Origin of the sequence: Paenibacillus oryzisoli, from assembly GCF_050467285.1 — a bacterium.
Lineage (GTDB): Bacteria > Bacillota > Bacilli > Paenibacillales > NBRC-103111 > Paenibacillus_E > Paenibacillus_E oryzisoli_A.
The window spans coordinates 635,117-649,238 of sequence record NZ_JBCMUN010000009.1 but is presented as its reverse complement, the minus strand read 5'-3'; the positions used below and the strand labels follow the sequence as shown (position 1 = coordinate 649,238).

Annotated in this window: 11 protein-coding genes; 10 read left to right on the top strand and 1 reads right to left on the bottom strand. The window is 54.7% G+C overall.

Annotation, left to right across the window (positions count from 1 at the left end):
* Positions 1–3: 3 nt before the first annotated feature.
* The 9 genes from ABE504_RS18260 to ABE504_RS18220 all read left to right on the top strand — a co-directional run bounded on the left by ABE504_RS18260 (position 4) and on the right by ABE504_RS18220 (position 12,487).
* A complete protein-coding gene (locus tag ABE504_RS18260) occupies positions 4–2,397 on the top strand; it encodes a 3-hydroxyacyl-CoA dehydrogenase/enoyl-CoA hydratase family protein (RefSeq protein ID WP_430091293.1) in 2,394 nt (797 codons plus the stop codon).
* Between the two features lie 515 nt (positions 2,398–2,912).
* On the top strand, positions 2,913–4,103 hold the full coding sequence (locus ABE504_RS18255) for an acetyl-CoA C-acyltransferase (protein WP_430091291.1): 1,191 nt from the start codon (positions 2,913–2,915) through the stop codon (positions 4,101–4,103).
* A gap of 64 nt (positions 4,104–4,167) precedes the next feature.
* Entirely contained in the window at positions 4,168–5,952 is a 1,785-nt protein-coding gene (locus ABE504_RS18250; RefSeq protein WP_430091290.1) for an acyl-CoA dehydrogenase family protein, read from the top strand.
* 23 nt (positions 5,953–5,975) lie between these two features.
* A complete protein-coding gene (locus tag ABE504_RS18245) occupies positions 5,976–7,646 on the top strand; it encodes a long-chain-fatty-acid--CoA ligase (RefSeq protein WP_430091288.1) in 1,671 nt (556 codons plus the stop codon).
* 51 nt (positions 7,647–7,697) lie between these two features.
* On the top strand, positions 7,698–8,114 hold the full coding sequence (locus tag ABE504_RS18240) for a PaaI family thioesterase (RefSeq protein ID WP_126143803.1): 417 nt from the start codon (positions 7,698–7,700) through the stop codon (positions 8,112–8,114).
* 232 nt (positions 8,115–8,346) lie between these two features.
* On the top strand, positions 8,347–9,942 hold the full coding sequence (locus ABE504_RS18235; protein ID WP_430091287.1) for a PucR family transcriptional regulator: 1,596 nt from the start codon (positions 8,347–8,349) through the stop codon (positions 9,940–9,942).
* Positions 9,943–10,091: 149 nt separating this feature from the next.
* Complete coding sequence (locus ABE504_RS18230) at positions 10,092–10,544, top strand: methyltransferase (RefSeq protein ID WP_430091285.1); 453 nt, start codon at positions 10,092–10,094, stop codon at positions 10,542–10,544.
* 100 nt (positions 10,545–10,644) lie between these two features.
* The gene (gene ytxJ, locus ABE504_RS18225; RefSeq protein WP_430091284.1) at positions 10,645–10,986 is read left to right on the top strand and encodes a bacillithiol system redox-active protein YtxJ; all 342 of its coding nucleotides are present in this window, start codon (positions 10,645–10,647) and stop codon (positions 10,984–10,986) included.
* Positions 10,987–11,605: 619 nt separating this feature from the next.
* Positions 11,606–12,487 carry a DMT family transporter gene (locus ABE504_RS18220; RefSeq protein WP_430091283.1) on the top strand — a complete coding sequence of 294 codons (882 nt, stop codon included), beginning with the start codon at positions 11,606–11,608 and terminating at the stop codon, positions 12,485–12,487.
* A gap of 28 nt (positions 12,488–12,515) precedes the next feature.
* On the opposite strand, the gene ABE504_RS18215 is transcribed toward ABE504_RS18220, so the two are convergent.
* Positions 12,516–13,679: a M20 family metallopeptidase gene (locus ABE504_RS18215; RefSeq protein WP_430091282.1), complete on the bottom strand. Its 1,164-nt coding sequence runs from the start codon at positions 13,677–13,679 to the stop codon at positions 12,516–12,518.
* Positions 13,680–13,772: 93 nt separating this feature from the next.
* Between ABE504_RS18215 and ABE504_RS18210 the strand changes: the two genes are divergently transcribed.
* On the top strand, positions 13,773–14,057 hold the full coding sequence (locus ABE504_RS18210) for a hypothetical protein (RefSeq protein ID WP_430091280.1): 285 nt from the start codon (positions 13,773–13,775) through the stop codon (positions 14,055–14,057).
* Positions 14,058–14,122: the final 65 nt, after the last annotated feature.

Below are 14,122 nucleotides of genomic sequence, written 5' to 3'. Positions count from 1 at the left end.
GCTATGACAACGATCCGAAAAGCAGCCGTCATCGGCTCGGGTGTAATGGGTTCAGGCATTGCCGCACATTTGGCGAACGCAGGGCTGTCTGTGGTACTGCTTGATCGCGTGCCGACACAGTTATTGCCGCAGGAAGAGTCGGCGGGGCTCACCCTTGCTCACCCGAAAGTTCGCAACCGCTTGGCGGTAAGCGCCTTGCAGGGGATGGCGAAAACGAATCCGGCTCCGCTTTTCCAAGTGTCGTTTGCTCAGCGTATCCAGCCGGGCAATCTGGAGGATGATCTGGGCAAACTGCGGGACGTCGATTGGATCATCGAAGTGATCATCGAGAATTTGGCGGCGAAGCAGGCGCTTTTTGCCCGAGTGGAAGAGGTGTGGAAGCCTGGTACGATCGTGACATCCAATACGTCGGGTGTTTCGATCAATGCGATGGTTGAAGGAAGGTCGGCGGCGTTTAGGGAGCATTTTCTGGGTACACACTTCTTTAATCCTCCGCGCTATATGAAATTGTTGGAAATCATTCCGAACGCAGACACCAAGCCTGAGATTGTGGCGTTTATGCAGGATTTTTGCGAGAAAAAGTTGGGCAAAGGCGTCGTCGTCGCCAAAGACACACCGAACTTCATTTCGAACCGCATCGGGACTTACGGGCTGCTCGTCACGCTGCAGGAAATGCTGGAGAAGGGCTATACCGTTGAAGAAGTGGATGCGGTGACCGGGCCGGCGATGGGCAGGCCGAAAAGCGCGACGTTCCGCACGCTGGACTTAGTCGGGCTAGATACCTTTGTGCACGTGGCCGGTAATGTGTTCTCGCAAGTGACGGATTCGGCGGAGAGGGCGGTATTCGACACCCCGGCGCTCATGAAGGACATGGTGGAGCGAGGCTGGATCGGCGAGAAGAGTGGTCTAGGGTTCTATAAAAAGGTGAAGTCCGCTGCCGGCTCGGAGATCCAGGCTTTACAGTTCGGCACGATGACCTACGAGCCTAGTAAACGTGTGAGCGGCGCTTCGCTGGAAGCCTCTAAACAGGCCAAAGGTGCGGCCGCCAAAATCAAAGCGCTAATCACCGCCAAAGACCGGTATGCCGAGCTGGCGTGGAACATTTTGAAGCCAGTCCTGCTATATTCCGCTGAGAGGCTGGATGAGATCGCCGATAGCATCGTGGACATCGACAACGCGCTCAAATGGGGCTTCAACTGGGAGCTTGGGCCGTTTGAGACGTGGGATGCCATCGGTTTACGGCGCTCGGTGGAGCGGATGGAAGCGGAGGGCAGTACGGTGCCTGCGTGGGTAAAAGCGTGGCTGGCGGCGGGGAACGAGAGCTTTTATCGCCGGTCGGAGGGGCAGACGTTCGCCTATCTGGGCGGAGCCAGCAGCGAGTTGGCGGTACGGCCTGAGGTGATCTCGCTCGCTTCGCTCAAGGAAATGAAGCGTACGATCCGCAGCAACAGCGGCGCGAGCTTGATCGACATCGGCGACGGCGTTGCGTGTCTGGAGTTTCATTCGCCGAACAATGCGATTGGCGCGGATATTTTGACGATGATTCAGCAAAGCGTTGACGAGGTGCGCAGCAACTATCGCGGGTTGGTCGTCGCGAACGAAGGGAAAAACTTTTGCGTCGGCGCCAACCTCATGCTGCTCCTGATGGAAGCGCAGGATGGGGAGTGGGATGAGGTCGATGGCATCATCCGGCTGTTCCAGAACGCGATGCTGAAGCTGAAAAGATTGGAGAAGCCGGTCGTCGCCGCCCCTCACAAAATGACGCTCGGCGGTGGCGTCGAAGCGTGCCTGCCGGCAGATATGACGATTTTCTCCGCCGAGACGTACTACGGCCTCGTCGAGGTCGGCGTGGGCCTTATCCCGGCCGGAGGCGGCTGCAAGGAGCTAGCCTTGCAGGCGAGCCAGTTGGTGCGGGACCCGGAGGTTGACCTGCAGCCGTGGATCAACGCCGCGTTCGAGACCGTCGCGATGGCCAAAGTGTCCACGAGCGGTCACGATACGAAGCGGCTCGGCTATATGCGTGCGCAGGACCGCGTTGTCATGAATCCGGATTACCGGATTTATGAGGCGAAGCAGGCGGTCCTGCGGCTGGATGCGGCGGGCTATGAGCTGCCCGCCGAAGAAACCATCCGCGTTGCCGGCGAGAACGGCAAAGCTGTCTTGCAAGCTGCCGCCAATTCCATGCGGCAGGGCGGCTACATCAGCGATCACGACGTGAAGATCGCTGGGAAGCTCGCGCACGTACTGACGGGCGGCAGCGTGCCGGCGGGCACGCTCGTGAGCGAGCAGTACTTGCTCGATCTCGAGCGCGAGGCGTTCCTCAGCCTCTGCGGCGAAGTGAAAACTCAGCAGCGCATGCAATACATGCTATCGAAAGGGAAAGCGCTGCGGAACTAAGGGTGAGAGCGGTTGTGTGAGGGGTTCTCCGGGTGCGGTGCTAACTGGTCGGAGAGAATTCTGAGGTATCCGCAATAGTAACTGGCTGGAGCAAGTTCTGAGGTATCTGCAATAGTAACTGGTTAGAGCAAATTCTGAGGTGTCTGCAATAATAGCTGGTTAGCACGAATTCTGAAATATCTACAACACTACATGGTCAGCGCGAACCCGGGGATGTCAAGCAAGCGTGAGTAGGTGGGGATGAAATGGCAGGTTTAGCAGGCAGCTAGTTTGTTATGCAACTTGCCCACTGTGCGGCCGCAGCCTAATTGTTGCAGATACCACAGAATGTTTGATTTGTCGGGATATGTGATCCAGACGCACTGCTTGAACTCGAATTGTTGAAGAATGCTGGGGTGGCAGAGTGGCTTTTCATTAGGTGGGGAGTCAGTTGTTGTAGATTTCACAGGAAGTGTAGTTTGCTCGGAATCCATGATCCAAATCGTTACATCACACTATCGACGAGGTGAAAAGCCATGAAGGAAGCGGTCATCGTATCGATCACGCGCACGGCAGTCGGGCGCGCGAAGAAAGGCAGCTTCGCCCAGACGCGGGCGGAGGATTTGGGGAAGGCCGTACTGGAGGAGGCGGTACGGCGGGTGCCGGGCCTCGACAAAGGCGATATCGAGGACATTATTATCGGCTGCGCCATGCCGGAAGGCGAGCAGGGGTTGAACTTCGCTCGCACGATGGCGCTGTATGCGGGCTTTCCCGTGACCGTGCCGGCGATTACGGTCAATCGGTTTTGCTCCTCCGGCCTGCAGGCGATCGCCTATGCGGCGGAGCGCATTATGCTGGGCCACGCGGAGGTGATCATCGCCGGAGGCGTCGAAAGCATGAGCCACGTCCCGATGACGGGCTTCAAGCTCTCGCCGCATCCGACGCTCGTGGAGACGATGCCCGAGGTGTACATGGGCATGGGCCACACAGCCGAAGCCGTTGCGCAGCGCTTCGGCATCACGCGCGAAGCGCAGGATGGCTTCGCGGTGCGCAGCCATCAAAAGGCAGCGGCGGCCATCGCAGCGGGCCGCTTCACAGATGAGATCGTGCCGGTGAGCACGAGCGTGAAAGGCATTGGCGAGAACGGCAAGCCGTTCGTTCGCGACGATGTGTTTGCCGCTGACGAGGGTGTCCGGCCGGACACGTCGATGGAAGGGCTCGCCAAGCTGAAGCCCGCGTTCAGCTTGAACGGGACGGTGACGGCGGGCAACGCCTCGCAGACGTCCGACGGGGCCGCCGCCGCCGTGCTCATGAGCCGCGAGCGGGCGGAGGCGCTCGGGCTGAAGCCGATGGCGACGTTCCTGTCTTTTGCCCTCTCCGGCGTCGAGCCGGAAATTATGGGCGTCGGGCCGGTGAAGGCGATCCCGAAAGCGCTCCAGATGGCGGGGATTACGCAGGATCAGGTGGATCTTTTTGAAATTAATGAGGCTTTCGCCTCCCAATGCGTGCAGATTATCCGGGAGCTGAACATTAACGAAGAGCTCGTGAATGTGAACGGCGGCGCGATTGCGCTCGGGCATCCGCTCGGGTGTACGGGCGCGAAGCTGACCACGAGCCTCATTTATGAGCTCCAGCGCCGAGGAGGCGGGTATGGTGTCGTGTCGATGTGCATCGGCGGTGGGATGGGGGCGGCCGGTGTCTTCCAAGTTCATGCACCCGACGCTTAACGAACTATCCGACCAGTAAGTGTCATCCAATTCCATGCACTACGAATCGAAGGAGAGATGAACGATGTCAGATAAAGTGATTGGCGGCAGTTTTGTCATTACGGATCAGGACGCATCGCAGATTTTGACGCCGGAGGATTTTACGGAAGAGCATCGCATGATTGCGGAGACGACGCGCGACTTTGTGTCGGGGGAAGTGCTGCCGCAGGATGAGCATTTGGAGAAGCTGGACTATGCGCTGACGGTGAAGCTGATGCGCAGCGCGGGCGATCTGGGGCTGCTCGGCGCGGATGTGCCAGAAATGTATGGCGGGCTCGGCCTCGATAAGGTTAGCTCGACGATCATCAGCGAAAATCTGGCGCGCGCCTCTTCGTTCGCGCTGTCCATCGGCGCGCACGTGGGGATCGGCACGCTGCCGATCGTATTTTTCGGCACGCCGGAGCAGAAGCGCAAATATTTGCCGGACCTGGCGACTGGCGCCAAAATCGCTGCCTATTGCTTGACGGAGCCGACCTCCGGCTCGGACGCGCTGGGCGCCAAGACAACGGCGCGTTTATCCGACGACGGCAAGCACTATATTCTGAACGGCTCGAAGCTTTACATCACGAATGCCGGGTTTGCAGATATTTTTATCGTATATGCCAAGGTTAATGGCACGGATTTCTCTGCGTTCATTGTGGAGAAAGGCGATCCCGGCTTCACGCTCGGCCCGGAAGAGAAAAAAATGGGCATCAAAGGCTCCTCGACGCGTCCGTTATTTTTCGAAGATGTGCGCGTGCCGGTGGAGAATCTGCTTGGCGAAATCGGCAAGGGCCATCTGATTGCTTTTAATATTTTGAACATCGGACGGTATAAGCTTGCGACAGGCTGCGTGGGCGCCTGCAAAGAAACGATTGAACTGGCGGCTAAATACGCGAACACGCGCCAACAGTTCCAGACGCCGATCTCCCGCTTCCCGCTGATTGGCAAGAAGCTCGCCGACATGAACATCCAGACGTATATGCTGGAGAGCATGGTGTACCGGACGACTGGCCTGTTCGACGCGATGCTGAAGGACATCGATCATTCCGCTTCGGATTCCGGCCGGAACGCGGCCAAGGGGATTGCCGAATACGCACTGGAGTGTTCGATTAACAAGGTTTTTGCCTCCGAGGTGCTGGATTTCGTGGCAGATGAAGGGCTGCAAATTCACGGCGGCTACGGCTTCATTCAAGAGTATAAAGTCGAGCGGATTTATCGCGATTCGCGGATTAACCGGATTTTTGAAGGGACGAATGAAATTAACCGGCTGCTCATCCCCGGCACGCTCGTGAAAAAAGCGATGAAAGGCGAGCTCCCGCTCCTGCAAAAAGCCCAAGCGCTGCAAGCCGACCTGCTCTCCTACATCCCGGGGCAGACGTTCGAAGGTACGCTGGAGGAAGAAACGCATCTCGTGTCGATGGCGAAAAAGGTGTTCCTCATGGCCGGCGGCCTGGCGGTCCAAAAGTACGGCTTGACGCTTGATAAGCAGCAAGAGGTGCTGAGTCTGCTCGCGGATATGATGATTCAGATTTTTGCGGCGGAAAGCGGGCTCTTGCGGACGAAAAAACTGATCGAACGGCAGGGCGAGACGAAAGCCGAGCAGGCGATTCAAATGACAACGGTCTTCGTTCACGAAGCGTTTGATAAAATCGAGGCATATGCTAAGGAAGCGCTTAGTACGATGGAAGAAGGAGATGATCTTCGGACGCAGCTATCCATTCTCAAAAAGTTGTCCAGACGCAGCAGCGTGAACACGATCGGTCTGAAGCGCGACATCGCCGCACGTGTCATTCAGGGTGAGAAATATGTGATTTCATCATCGATGTGACTACTTGAAGGGGATGGTATGCGATGAGTGGAGCAAAGCCGTGGCTTCGCCATTATCCGGCGGAGGTGGCGCCGACTTATGAATACCCGAAGCATAATCTTGCGCAGTTCATGATCGATTCGGCCCACCGGTATCCGCAGCGGAACGCCTTGCATTTTATGGGCACGAATGTAACGTATCGCGAATTGCTGGACGCCTCTTATCGATTTGCACATGCGCTGCAGGACTTGGGTGTGCTCCCCGGGGAGCGCGTATCCATTATGCTGCCGAACTGTCCGTCCGCCATTATTGCCTACTATGGCACGCTGCTGATGGGCGGGATCGTCGTGATGACGAATCCGCTGTATGTCGAACGGGAGCTGATTCATCAGCTCTCCGATTCGGAGGCGAGGGTGATCGTGACGCTCGATCTGCTCTTTAACCGCGTGCAAAAAGCGAAAGTGCACACCGCCATTCAACATGTCATCATTACATCGATTAAAGATTATTTGCCTTTTCCCAAGAATCTGCTGTATCCGATTAAAATGCGCAAAGACGGCACTCCCCTTCATGTGGTCTACGGAGAAGGCGTACACGCCTTCAAAAAGCTGCTTCGCACGGCCTCGAACGAGCCGACCTGCGCCGTCGTGGACAGCGACGAAGATATTGCGCTTCTGCAATACACGGGCGGCACAACCGGGTTTGCCAAAGGGGTGATGCTGACCCACAGCAACCTGGTTGCCAACACGATTCAAACCAGCAGGTGGTGCTATCGCAGGGAAGAGGGGGGAGACCGCTTTCTTGGCGCGATCCCTGTCTTTCATGTATTCGGCTTGACGGTGCTGCTCAATCAATCCATGTACCAGGCGGGGATGCTGATTCTAATTCCGCGGTTTGATATCGATATGATTTTGGATACGATTCATAAGCTGAAGCCGACCATTTTTCCCGGTGCTCCAACGATGTATGTCGGCCTCATCAATCATAAGCGGGCCAAGGAGCTTGATCTTTCTTCTATTAATATATGTGTAAGCGGTTCAGCGCCTTTGCCGTTGGAGGTTCAAGAGCGATTCGAAGAACTGACCCATGGTCGATTGATCGAGGGGTATGGGTTGACGGAAGCATCGCCGGTTACCCATGCGAATCCGATCTGGGGCTTCCGCAAAATCGGCTCAATCGGCCTGCCATTCCCGGACACAGATGTGAGGGTGGTCGATTCGGATACCGGAGAGGAGCTTCCCGTCGGCGTCATCGGGGAAATTATTATTAAAGGCCCGCAGGTGATGAAGGGCTACTGGAAACGCGAGAAGGAAACGGCCATGACGCTCAAGAACGGCTGGCTGTATACCGGCGATATGGGCAGGATGGATGAAGATGGCTTTTTCTTGATCGTCGATCGCAAGAAGGATTTAATAATCGCCGGCGGATATAATATTTATCCGAGGGAGATCGAAGAGGTGCTGTATGAGCACCCGGCTATACTGGAGGCGGCGGTTGCCGGCGTGCCGGACGAATATCGGGGTGAAACGGTGAAGGCGTTCATCGTCGTCAAGCCGGGGATGACCCTGACCGTGCAGGAGCTCGACACCTGGTGCCGGGAGCGGCTGGCCGCTTACAAAGTGCCGCGGAAAGTCGAATTCCGCGAATCGCTGCCGAAGACGATGGTCGGCAAGGTGCTGCGGCGGAAGCTGCTGGAGGACGAGACGACGGCGTGACGGTTTATAGCAAAAGGGGAAGCCCTTTACAAGCGAAGTGGGGGGAGTCCGATGGACGATTCAGAAAATGTGATCAATCATAACATGCAGCGATTAGCCGAGGCCGCAGCGTCCACCTTTTGGGGGTATTTAGGCTGTGAGTTCGTCCACATCCAGGATGGGGTGGTGACGATTGCGCTTGAAGCCAAGCCGCATCACCTCAATCCGATCGGGATGGTGCACGGCGGCGTTTTATCGTCGCTGCTGGACACAGCGATGGGCATTGTCACCATGACCGCCAGGCCGGAGGAGAAGGTTGTCACGACGAATCTCAATGTGCATTTCGTTTCTCCGTTATATGCAGGACGATTGCTCGTGACGGCGGAGCTCGTGCACCAGTCCCGTAAAATGTTGACCGCGCAAGGCCGCGTGACGGACAGTGAAGGGAAGCTGGGGACGATGGGAACGGGGACATTTCGCGTGATTTGAGGTGAGCGCATGACACGTGAGGACGGAGTTCCGCTTTTGGCGGCAGCTGCGTCCTTTTTGGCGTGGAGATATATTTATTGAATGTTATATAAACTAACATACAATCTTTAATTTTTCGTGAAATTTTCGAAAAGCCGCCTAATATGTTATATTATATGACATAATAGCATTGACTGAACGAGGGTGATCATCCTATAATCGGTACAAAGGCTAAGGCGAAGGGGGAAGCGAGATGCATCTGACTATTCGAGAAGCATTAACTATATATCCATTAACAGAAGCGAAATTGGTAGCAGGCAAGCAGGGCGAAACCCGCATCGTGAAATCCGTCAACGTGATGGATGCGCCGGACATTGCCGATTGGACGAAATCCGGCGAGATGTTGTTCACAACGGCGTTCGCGATGAAAGACAACCCGCAGGAGACGGTGAATTTACTGCGCAAATTAAATGAGCGCGGCGCAGCCGGTCTCGGGATTAAGCTGGGGCGATTTTGGACGGAGCTTCCGCAGGTTGTGGTGGAGGAAGCGGACCGGCTCCATTTTCCGATTATCGAAATGCCTTTTCAATTTACGTTTTCCGATCAAATGAACGCTTTGTTCAATGCGGAATACAAGCGCAACACCGAGTTGCTGCAAACTGTACTCGAAAAGCAGAAGAAGCTGATGCAATTCGGCCTTAAGCAAGACAACATGGGAGCGATGTTCCACATGATCGGTGAGATTTTGGGATATCCGATGGCAGTTGTCGGGGCGCGGGGCCAGGTTTTATATAATACGAGCGCGTGGAGCGAGGAGCAGCTTGCGCAGAATTGGCCGCGCAAGCGCAAATCCGGCTGGGTTTACGCCGGCAAAGACCGCGCCTATCGCGTTGGGCTGCAGCAGCAGGACGACGAACCGCTCGGCCATTTGCTCATCATCCCGGACGTGATGCTGCTGGCGACGGTGGAAGAGGGGTTGTTTCATCAGGCCGCGGACATCTTAACGTTCCATATGAGCTACACGTTCCGCTCTCATGTGGAGGCGACGGCCGAGCGGGATTTGCAAAATCAACTGATCCGCTACCTGGAGAAAGGGACTTCGCTGGAGGACTTTATTGAGATGGCGGAGGCGCGAGGTTCGTTTATTTTCACCGGAGCCTATCAGTGCGTCATCGGTAAAAGCAAAGTGGAAAGCCTGTCGACCGATTCCGTCGCGCAAAGGCTGAGCGACGTGAAACCGTACATGGACTCGCATGCCAAGGCGAGCCAGCTGCGCGGGTTTCATTTTATGCTGAAAGATCGTCTATTCTCGATTTACTCAACGACGCAAGCGGACGGATTTCCGGAAGAGGAGCTGACGCAACTGCTCAGCAAATTCGATGGGGACGCCGGCTCCCGCGATGACGGGTTCGTATTCTATATGTCTGGCGTCAAAATGAAGCCGAACGCGCTGCGCGAAGCTTATCAAGAATGCGGCGAGACGCAGCGAATGGCGGCGAAGCTGAGCCTGCCCGACCGGGTACTGCAATACGAAACGATCGAGTTCGCGCACCTGTTCCAGCATCTCACTTCCGCCAGCATGGAAGATTATTGCGCCAAAATTTTACGCCCGCTGCTCGAGAAAGACCCAGAATACTCCCAAGAAATGATCCGCACACTTGAGGTGTTCATCCGCAACGACGGCCAAGTGAGCGAAGCGGCGAAGCAATTATTCATTCATCGGAATACTGTCACATATCGATTGGAGAAGATCAGCGACCTGCTGCAGGTCGATTTTAAAAAGGTGAACGATCTGCTGAAGCTGAAAGCCGTGTTTCTTTTCCGTCAGTTTTTGCAAGCGAGAGCTTGATGGAGCGTGTCCCCTGTGCCGAAAGGTGCGGGGGATTTTTGTGCTCGAGTATATCTAGGCCATTGTAACTATTTACGCAGTTCATGGTTATTTGTTAATTTGGGTATGTGGAATTATTTTACAATTTAATTGGAGAGAGGGGGACGTGTATGAAAAGGGCGATACCCTGCTGCATCGTTTTCGTTCTATTTGTTTGGATGCTCGCCGCGTGCAATCGTTCAGGCCAGATGAACGGGGCTAAAGAGATTGGTTATACGAACGCCAAATATCATTTTAGCTTGATGATTCCGAAAGCTTGGGAGGGAAAGTATGAGATTAGTGAGGAAGACAATCGCGTTGTATTTTCAAATCCTTTCAATAAATCTTCAGGTGGCCGACTATTCGTTATTGATGTCTGGACGAAAAGCAAATGGCTGGAGGAAGGGGAGGAGTTGATTAAGCTTATCCATATTACGAAAGTTGGAGAAACTGACGATGCCGTGTTTACGTTCAGTACGCCTACCGATGTTCAATATTCACTTGAAGATGAGAAGAGGAAGAGTGAGTATCTGCAATTATCCAAGGACGTAGAAGCAATTCAATCTTCTTTTAAACTTAACTAAATTTCGTGCTAGCTGGTATCTTGTCTGTAGTTAGATTGCTTCCCTGCCACCTTTACTTTATAATCATTATTAAATAACAAAAATAAAGGAGTGGCGGCACATGGCAGCATGGAAAGAATTAACGTCGTTAAACGAATGGCAGCAAGTATGGGAGCAGTCCTCAGACAAGCCGGCGGTTATCCTCAAGCACAGCACAACGTGTCCGGTCAGCGCAAGCGCGATGGATGAATTCGAGGAATACTTGGCTGGCGAGCACAATGGCGACGTGGACTACTATATGGTAAAAGTGATCGAGTCTCGCCCTGTGTCGAATCAGATTGCCGAAGACTTGGGCATCAAGCATGCGTCTCCGCAAATTTTGTACTTCAAGAACAAAGAGTCGATCTGGAACACATCGCACTGGTCTGTGACGAAGAAGCATATGAGCGCGGTGTTGGACTAAGTTCGTTGGAAAAAACCTATCGATCGCCCTGAGGGGTGGCGGTAGTTTTTTTTTGTAGTTGTGTCACAGCGGGCATCTATATCCAACCCCGGAATTACCCTCCACCGCCTCCACCAACCGACGCACCTGCAAAAAGTACAATAAATTTCGCCAAAATGCCCGATTTGAGAGGTGATCATGCAAAAAGTACAGCAAATTTTAGTGTTTTCCTAGAAAATGGGCTGATTTCGGTGCCAGCGGTTAGATTTAGCTGTACGAAATGCAGGTTCTTCTTCACAAACACGCCGTTTTAGCAGAATTTGCTGTAGGAAATACAGGATTGCAGCAGCAAGCGCGCATCCAGCAGTAAGGCAGCTACTTAAGGGGAGCGGTGGTTGGTAGTAGATACGGATGGTGGTGCTAGTTAAAGAGATTCAGCTAGTTTTAACGAATGTGGTGGGATCGAGGGGGGAGATAGCGTTTGGCGGAAAGAGGATGGCTAGTTTTATTGAGGAAATCGGCGGCGGGACGGCCTCTTAATTATTTGAACGTAGTTCAAATAATCATTGGCAAGCCAAGCAACCTCCGATATACTTATCTGATGACTACATGAGATGACGACTTAAGGAGTTTACTTGTTATGAATGCCATGAACCGCACCAAAATCCCTATTCCGATCTTCATTGTGATTGCGATTATCGCGATTTCGTTTTCCTCGATTTTCGTTCGCTGGTCCGACGCTTCGGCGGCGGTGACGGCGATGTACCGGCTGTTTATCACCAACGTGCTGATGCTGCCGCTGCTATGGGGGCACTTGCCTGAGATCCGGCGCATTCGCTGGCGGGAGTGGGGAAGGCTGGCGATGTCCGGGATTATGCTGGGCCTGCACTTCCTGTTCTGGATGCAGTCGCTCCATTATACGACGGTGGCCAGTTCGACGGCGATTTTGACGCTGGAGCCGATTTTCGTGCTGGCCGGCGCGTTTGTGCTGCACGGCGTGCGGACTAGCCGCGAGGCGCTTTTGGCGATGATTCTTGCAATCATTGGCGCTATTTGCATCGGCTGGGGCGATTTTCGGTTCTCGGGGACGGCGCTCCGGGGGGATATTCTGTCTTTCATCGGGACGATGGCGGTCGCTTTCCACATGCTGCTAGGCAAAAAGCTGCGCGATCACATTTCGGCGTTCGTGTACAGCTTTTTCGTCTTTTTGTTTGCCGGGCTGACGCTCGCGGTGACGAATGTGTACACCGGGGAAGCGTTCACCGGTTACCCGCTGCGCGATTGGATCGTGTTCGGCTTGCTCGCCGTCGTGTCGACGATTTTCGGCCACTACATCTTCAATTGGCTGCTCAAATATATGAAAGCCTCGTCGGTCTCCATGACGGTGCTTGGCGAGCCACTGGGCGCGTCGCTGCTGGCGTATTTCTTGCTCGGCGAAAAAATCACGCTCATCCAGCTTGGCGCAGGACTGATCCTGCTGATCGGGGTCGCGCTGTTTTTGCGCAGCAACGAGGGGGACTAGCTAGTCTGGTAAAAAAAGAAGAATTCGCTCAGCGAAGCCGAGCGAATTCTTCTTTAATGGACGCCAGCAGAGCCGGGTCGGCCAGCACGTCGTATGCCGTATAGGCAAGCGCCTTGGCGGTGAAAATCATCGCGTCCAGTGCAGGCTCTTGCAGCGCTAAATCGCGGAATTCCTTCGTGTGCAGCATATGGCGTTCGCCCACGACTTTGACGAACGGGTGGATCGTCGGGCATTGGATCGACACGTTGCCTAGATCGAGCGAGCCGTGATCCTTCCCGATCTCGATCTCCTCCGGCTTCACTCCCATTTCTAGCAGCTGCTTCGTAAATACGTCGGACAACGTGTGATTCGTACGCAGCTCGTCGTACGAATACTCGTAGTTCGACGTCTTGAGCGTGCAGCCGGTTTGCAGGGCGGCGCCTTCCGCGCAGGCAAGCACTTTGCGGACAAGCTCGTTCGTGTACGCCCGCGAGCCCGAGCGCACATAAAATTGCGCGACCGCATAATCGGGAATAATGTTCGGCGCTTGGCCGCCTTCCTTGATGATCCCGTGAATGCGGGCATCGGTCTTCACCTGCTGTCGCAGCGCGTTCACGCCGCCAAACAACTGAATGACGGCATCGAGCGCGTTGATGCCTTCATACGGCTGGGCGGCCGCATGCGCGGCGCGGCCGAAAAACTCATACTGAATCGCGTCCATGGCCAGCGATTCGCCGGATTTCTCGAACGTGTAGTACGGATGCGCCATCAGCGCAATGTCCACGTCACGGAACAAACCGGCCGCCGCCATCGGCACCTTGGCGCCTTTGGTTTCCTCCGCGGGCGTGCCGTACACGCGGATGCTGCCGCCCGTCTCCGCGAGGGCGGCTTTCAGGCCGACGGCGGCGGCAATGCTCATCATGCAGATGAGATGATGTCCGCACGCGTGGCCCAGATCCGGCAGCGCGTCGTACTCCGCCAAGTAGGCGACGATGGGGCCGGGCTTGCCGGAATCGTACGTCGCGAGGAACGCCGTCGGGATGTCCAGCACGGCGTGCTTAATGGCGAAGCCGTGGCTTTCCAGCGCGGCCGTCAGTCGGGCGTATGCTTTAAATTCTTCATGGCCGAGTTCGGGATTTGCGCCGATGTAGCGGGAAATATCTTTAAACTCATCAGCATATTGGTCAATTTCAGCGGATATCGCGTTTTTCATCAGCAGGACTCCTTTATTGATTGCTTCTACACTCCATTGTAGTATAAAGGAGATCGAACTACCAATACGCACAAGAGAAAGGCGGCAACCCGGATGATGAAATACGGTGCTGAGCACGAGGAACATAAGTTTGACTTGAAGTTTCGAGAGGCGGAGGAGCGTGGGCAATGGCGGGATCTGTATCTGGATCTGACGTTCAAAGCCGGACAAGCCCAGCCGGAAGATCTGGAAGATCCGTCCGTCCTTGTGATCTGCAACGTCCATGGCGATATTGTCCAAATCGTGCTGCACGATGGCGGCTGCGATTGTGAATTTCAATTTACCCCGATGGAAAAGGCGCAGATTGAAGATTTCGTAGCGAACCATGTAAGCGTGTAAAAAAATGGCGAATGTCCACGTAAATGTATCCCTTCCCAATTTGGGCTCTGACGCATATAGTATAG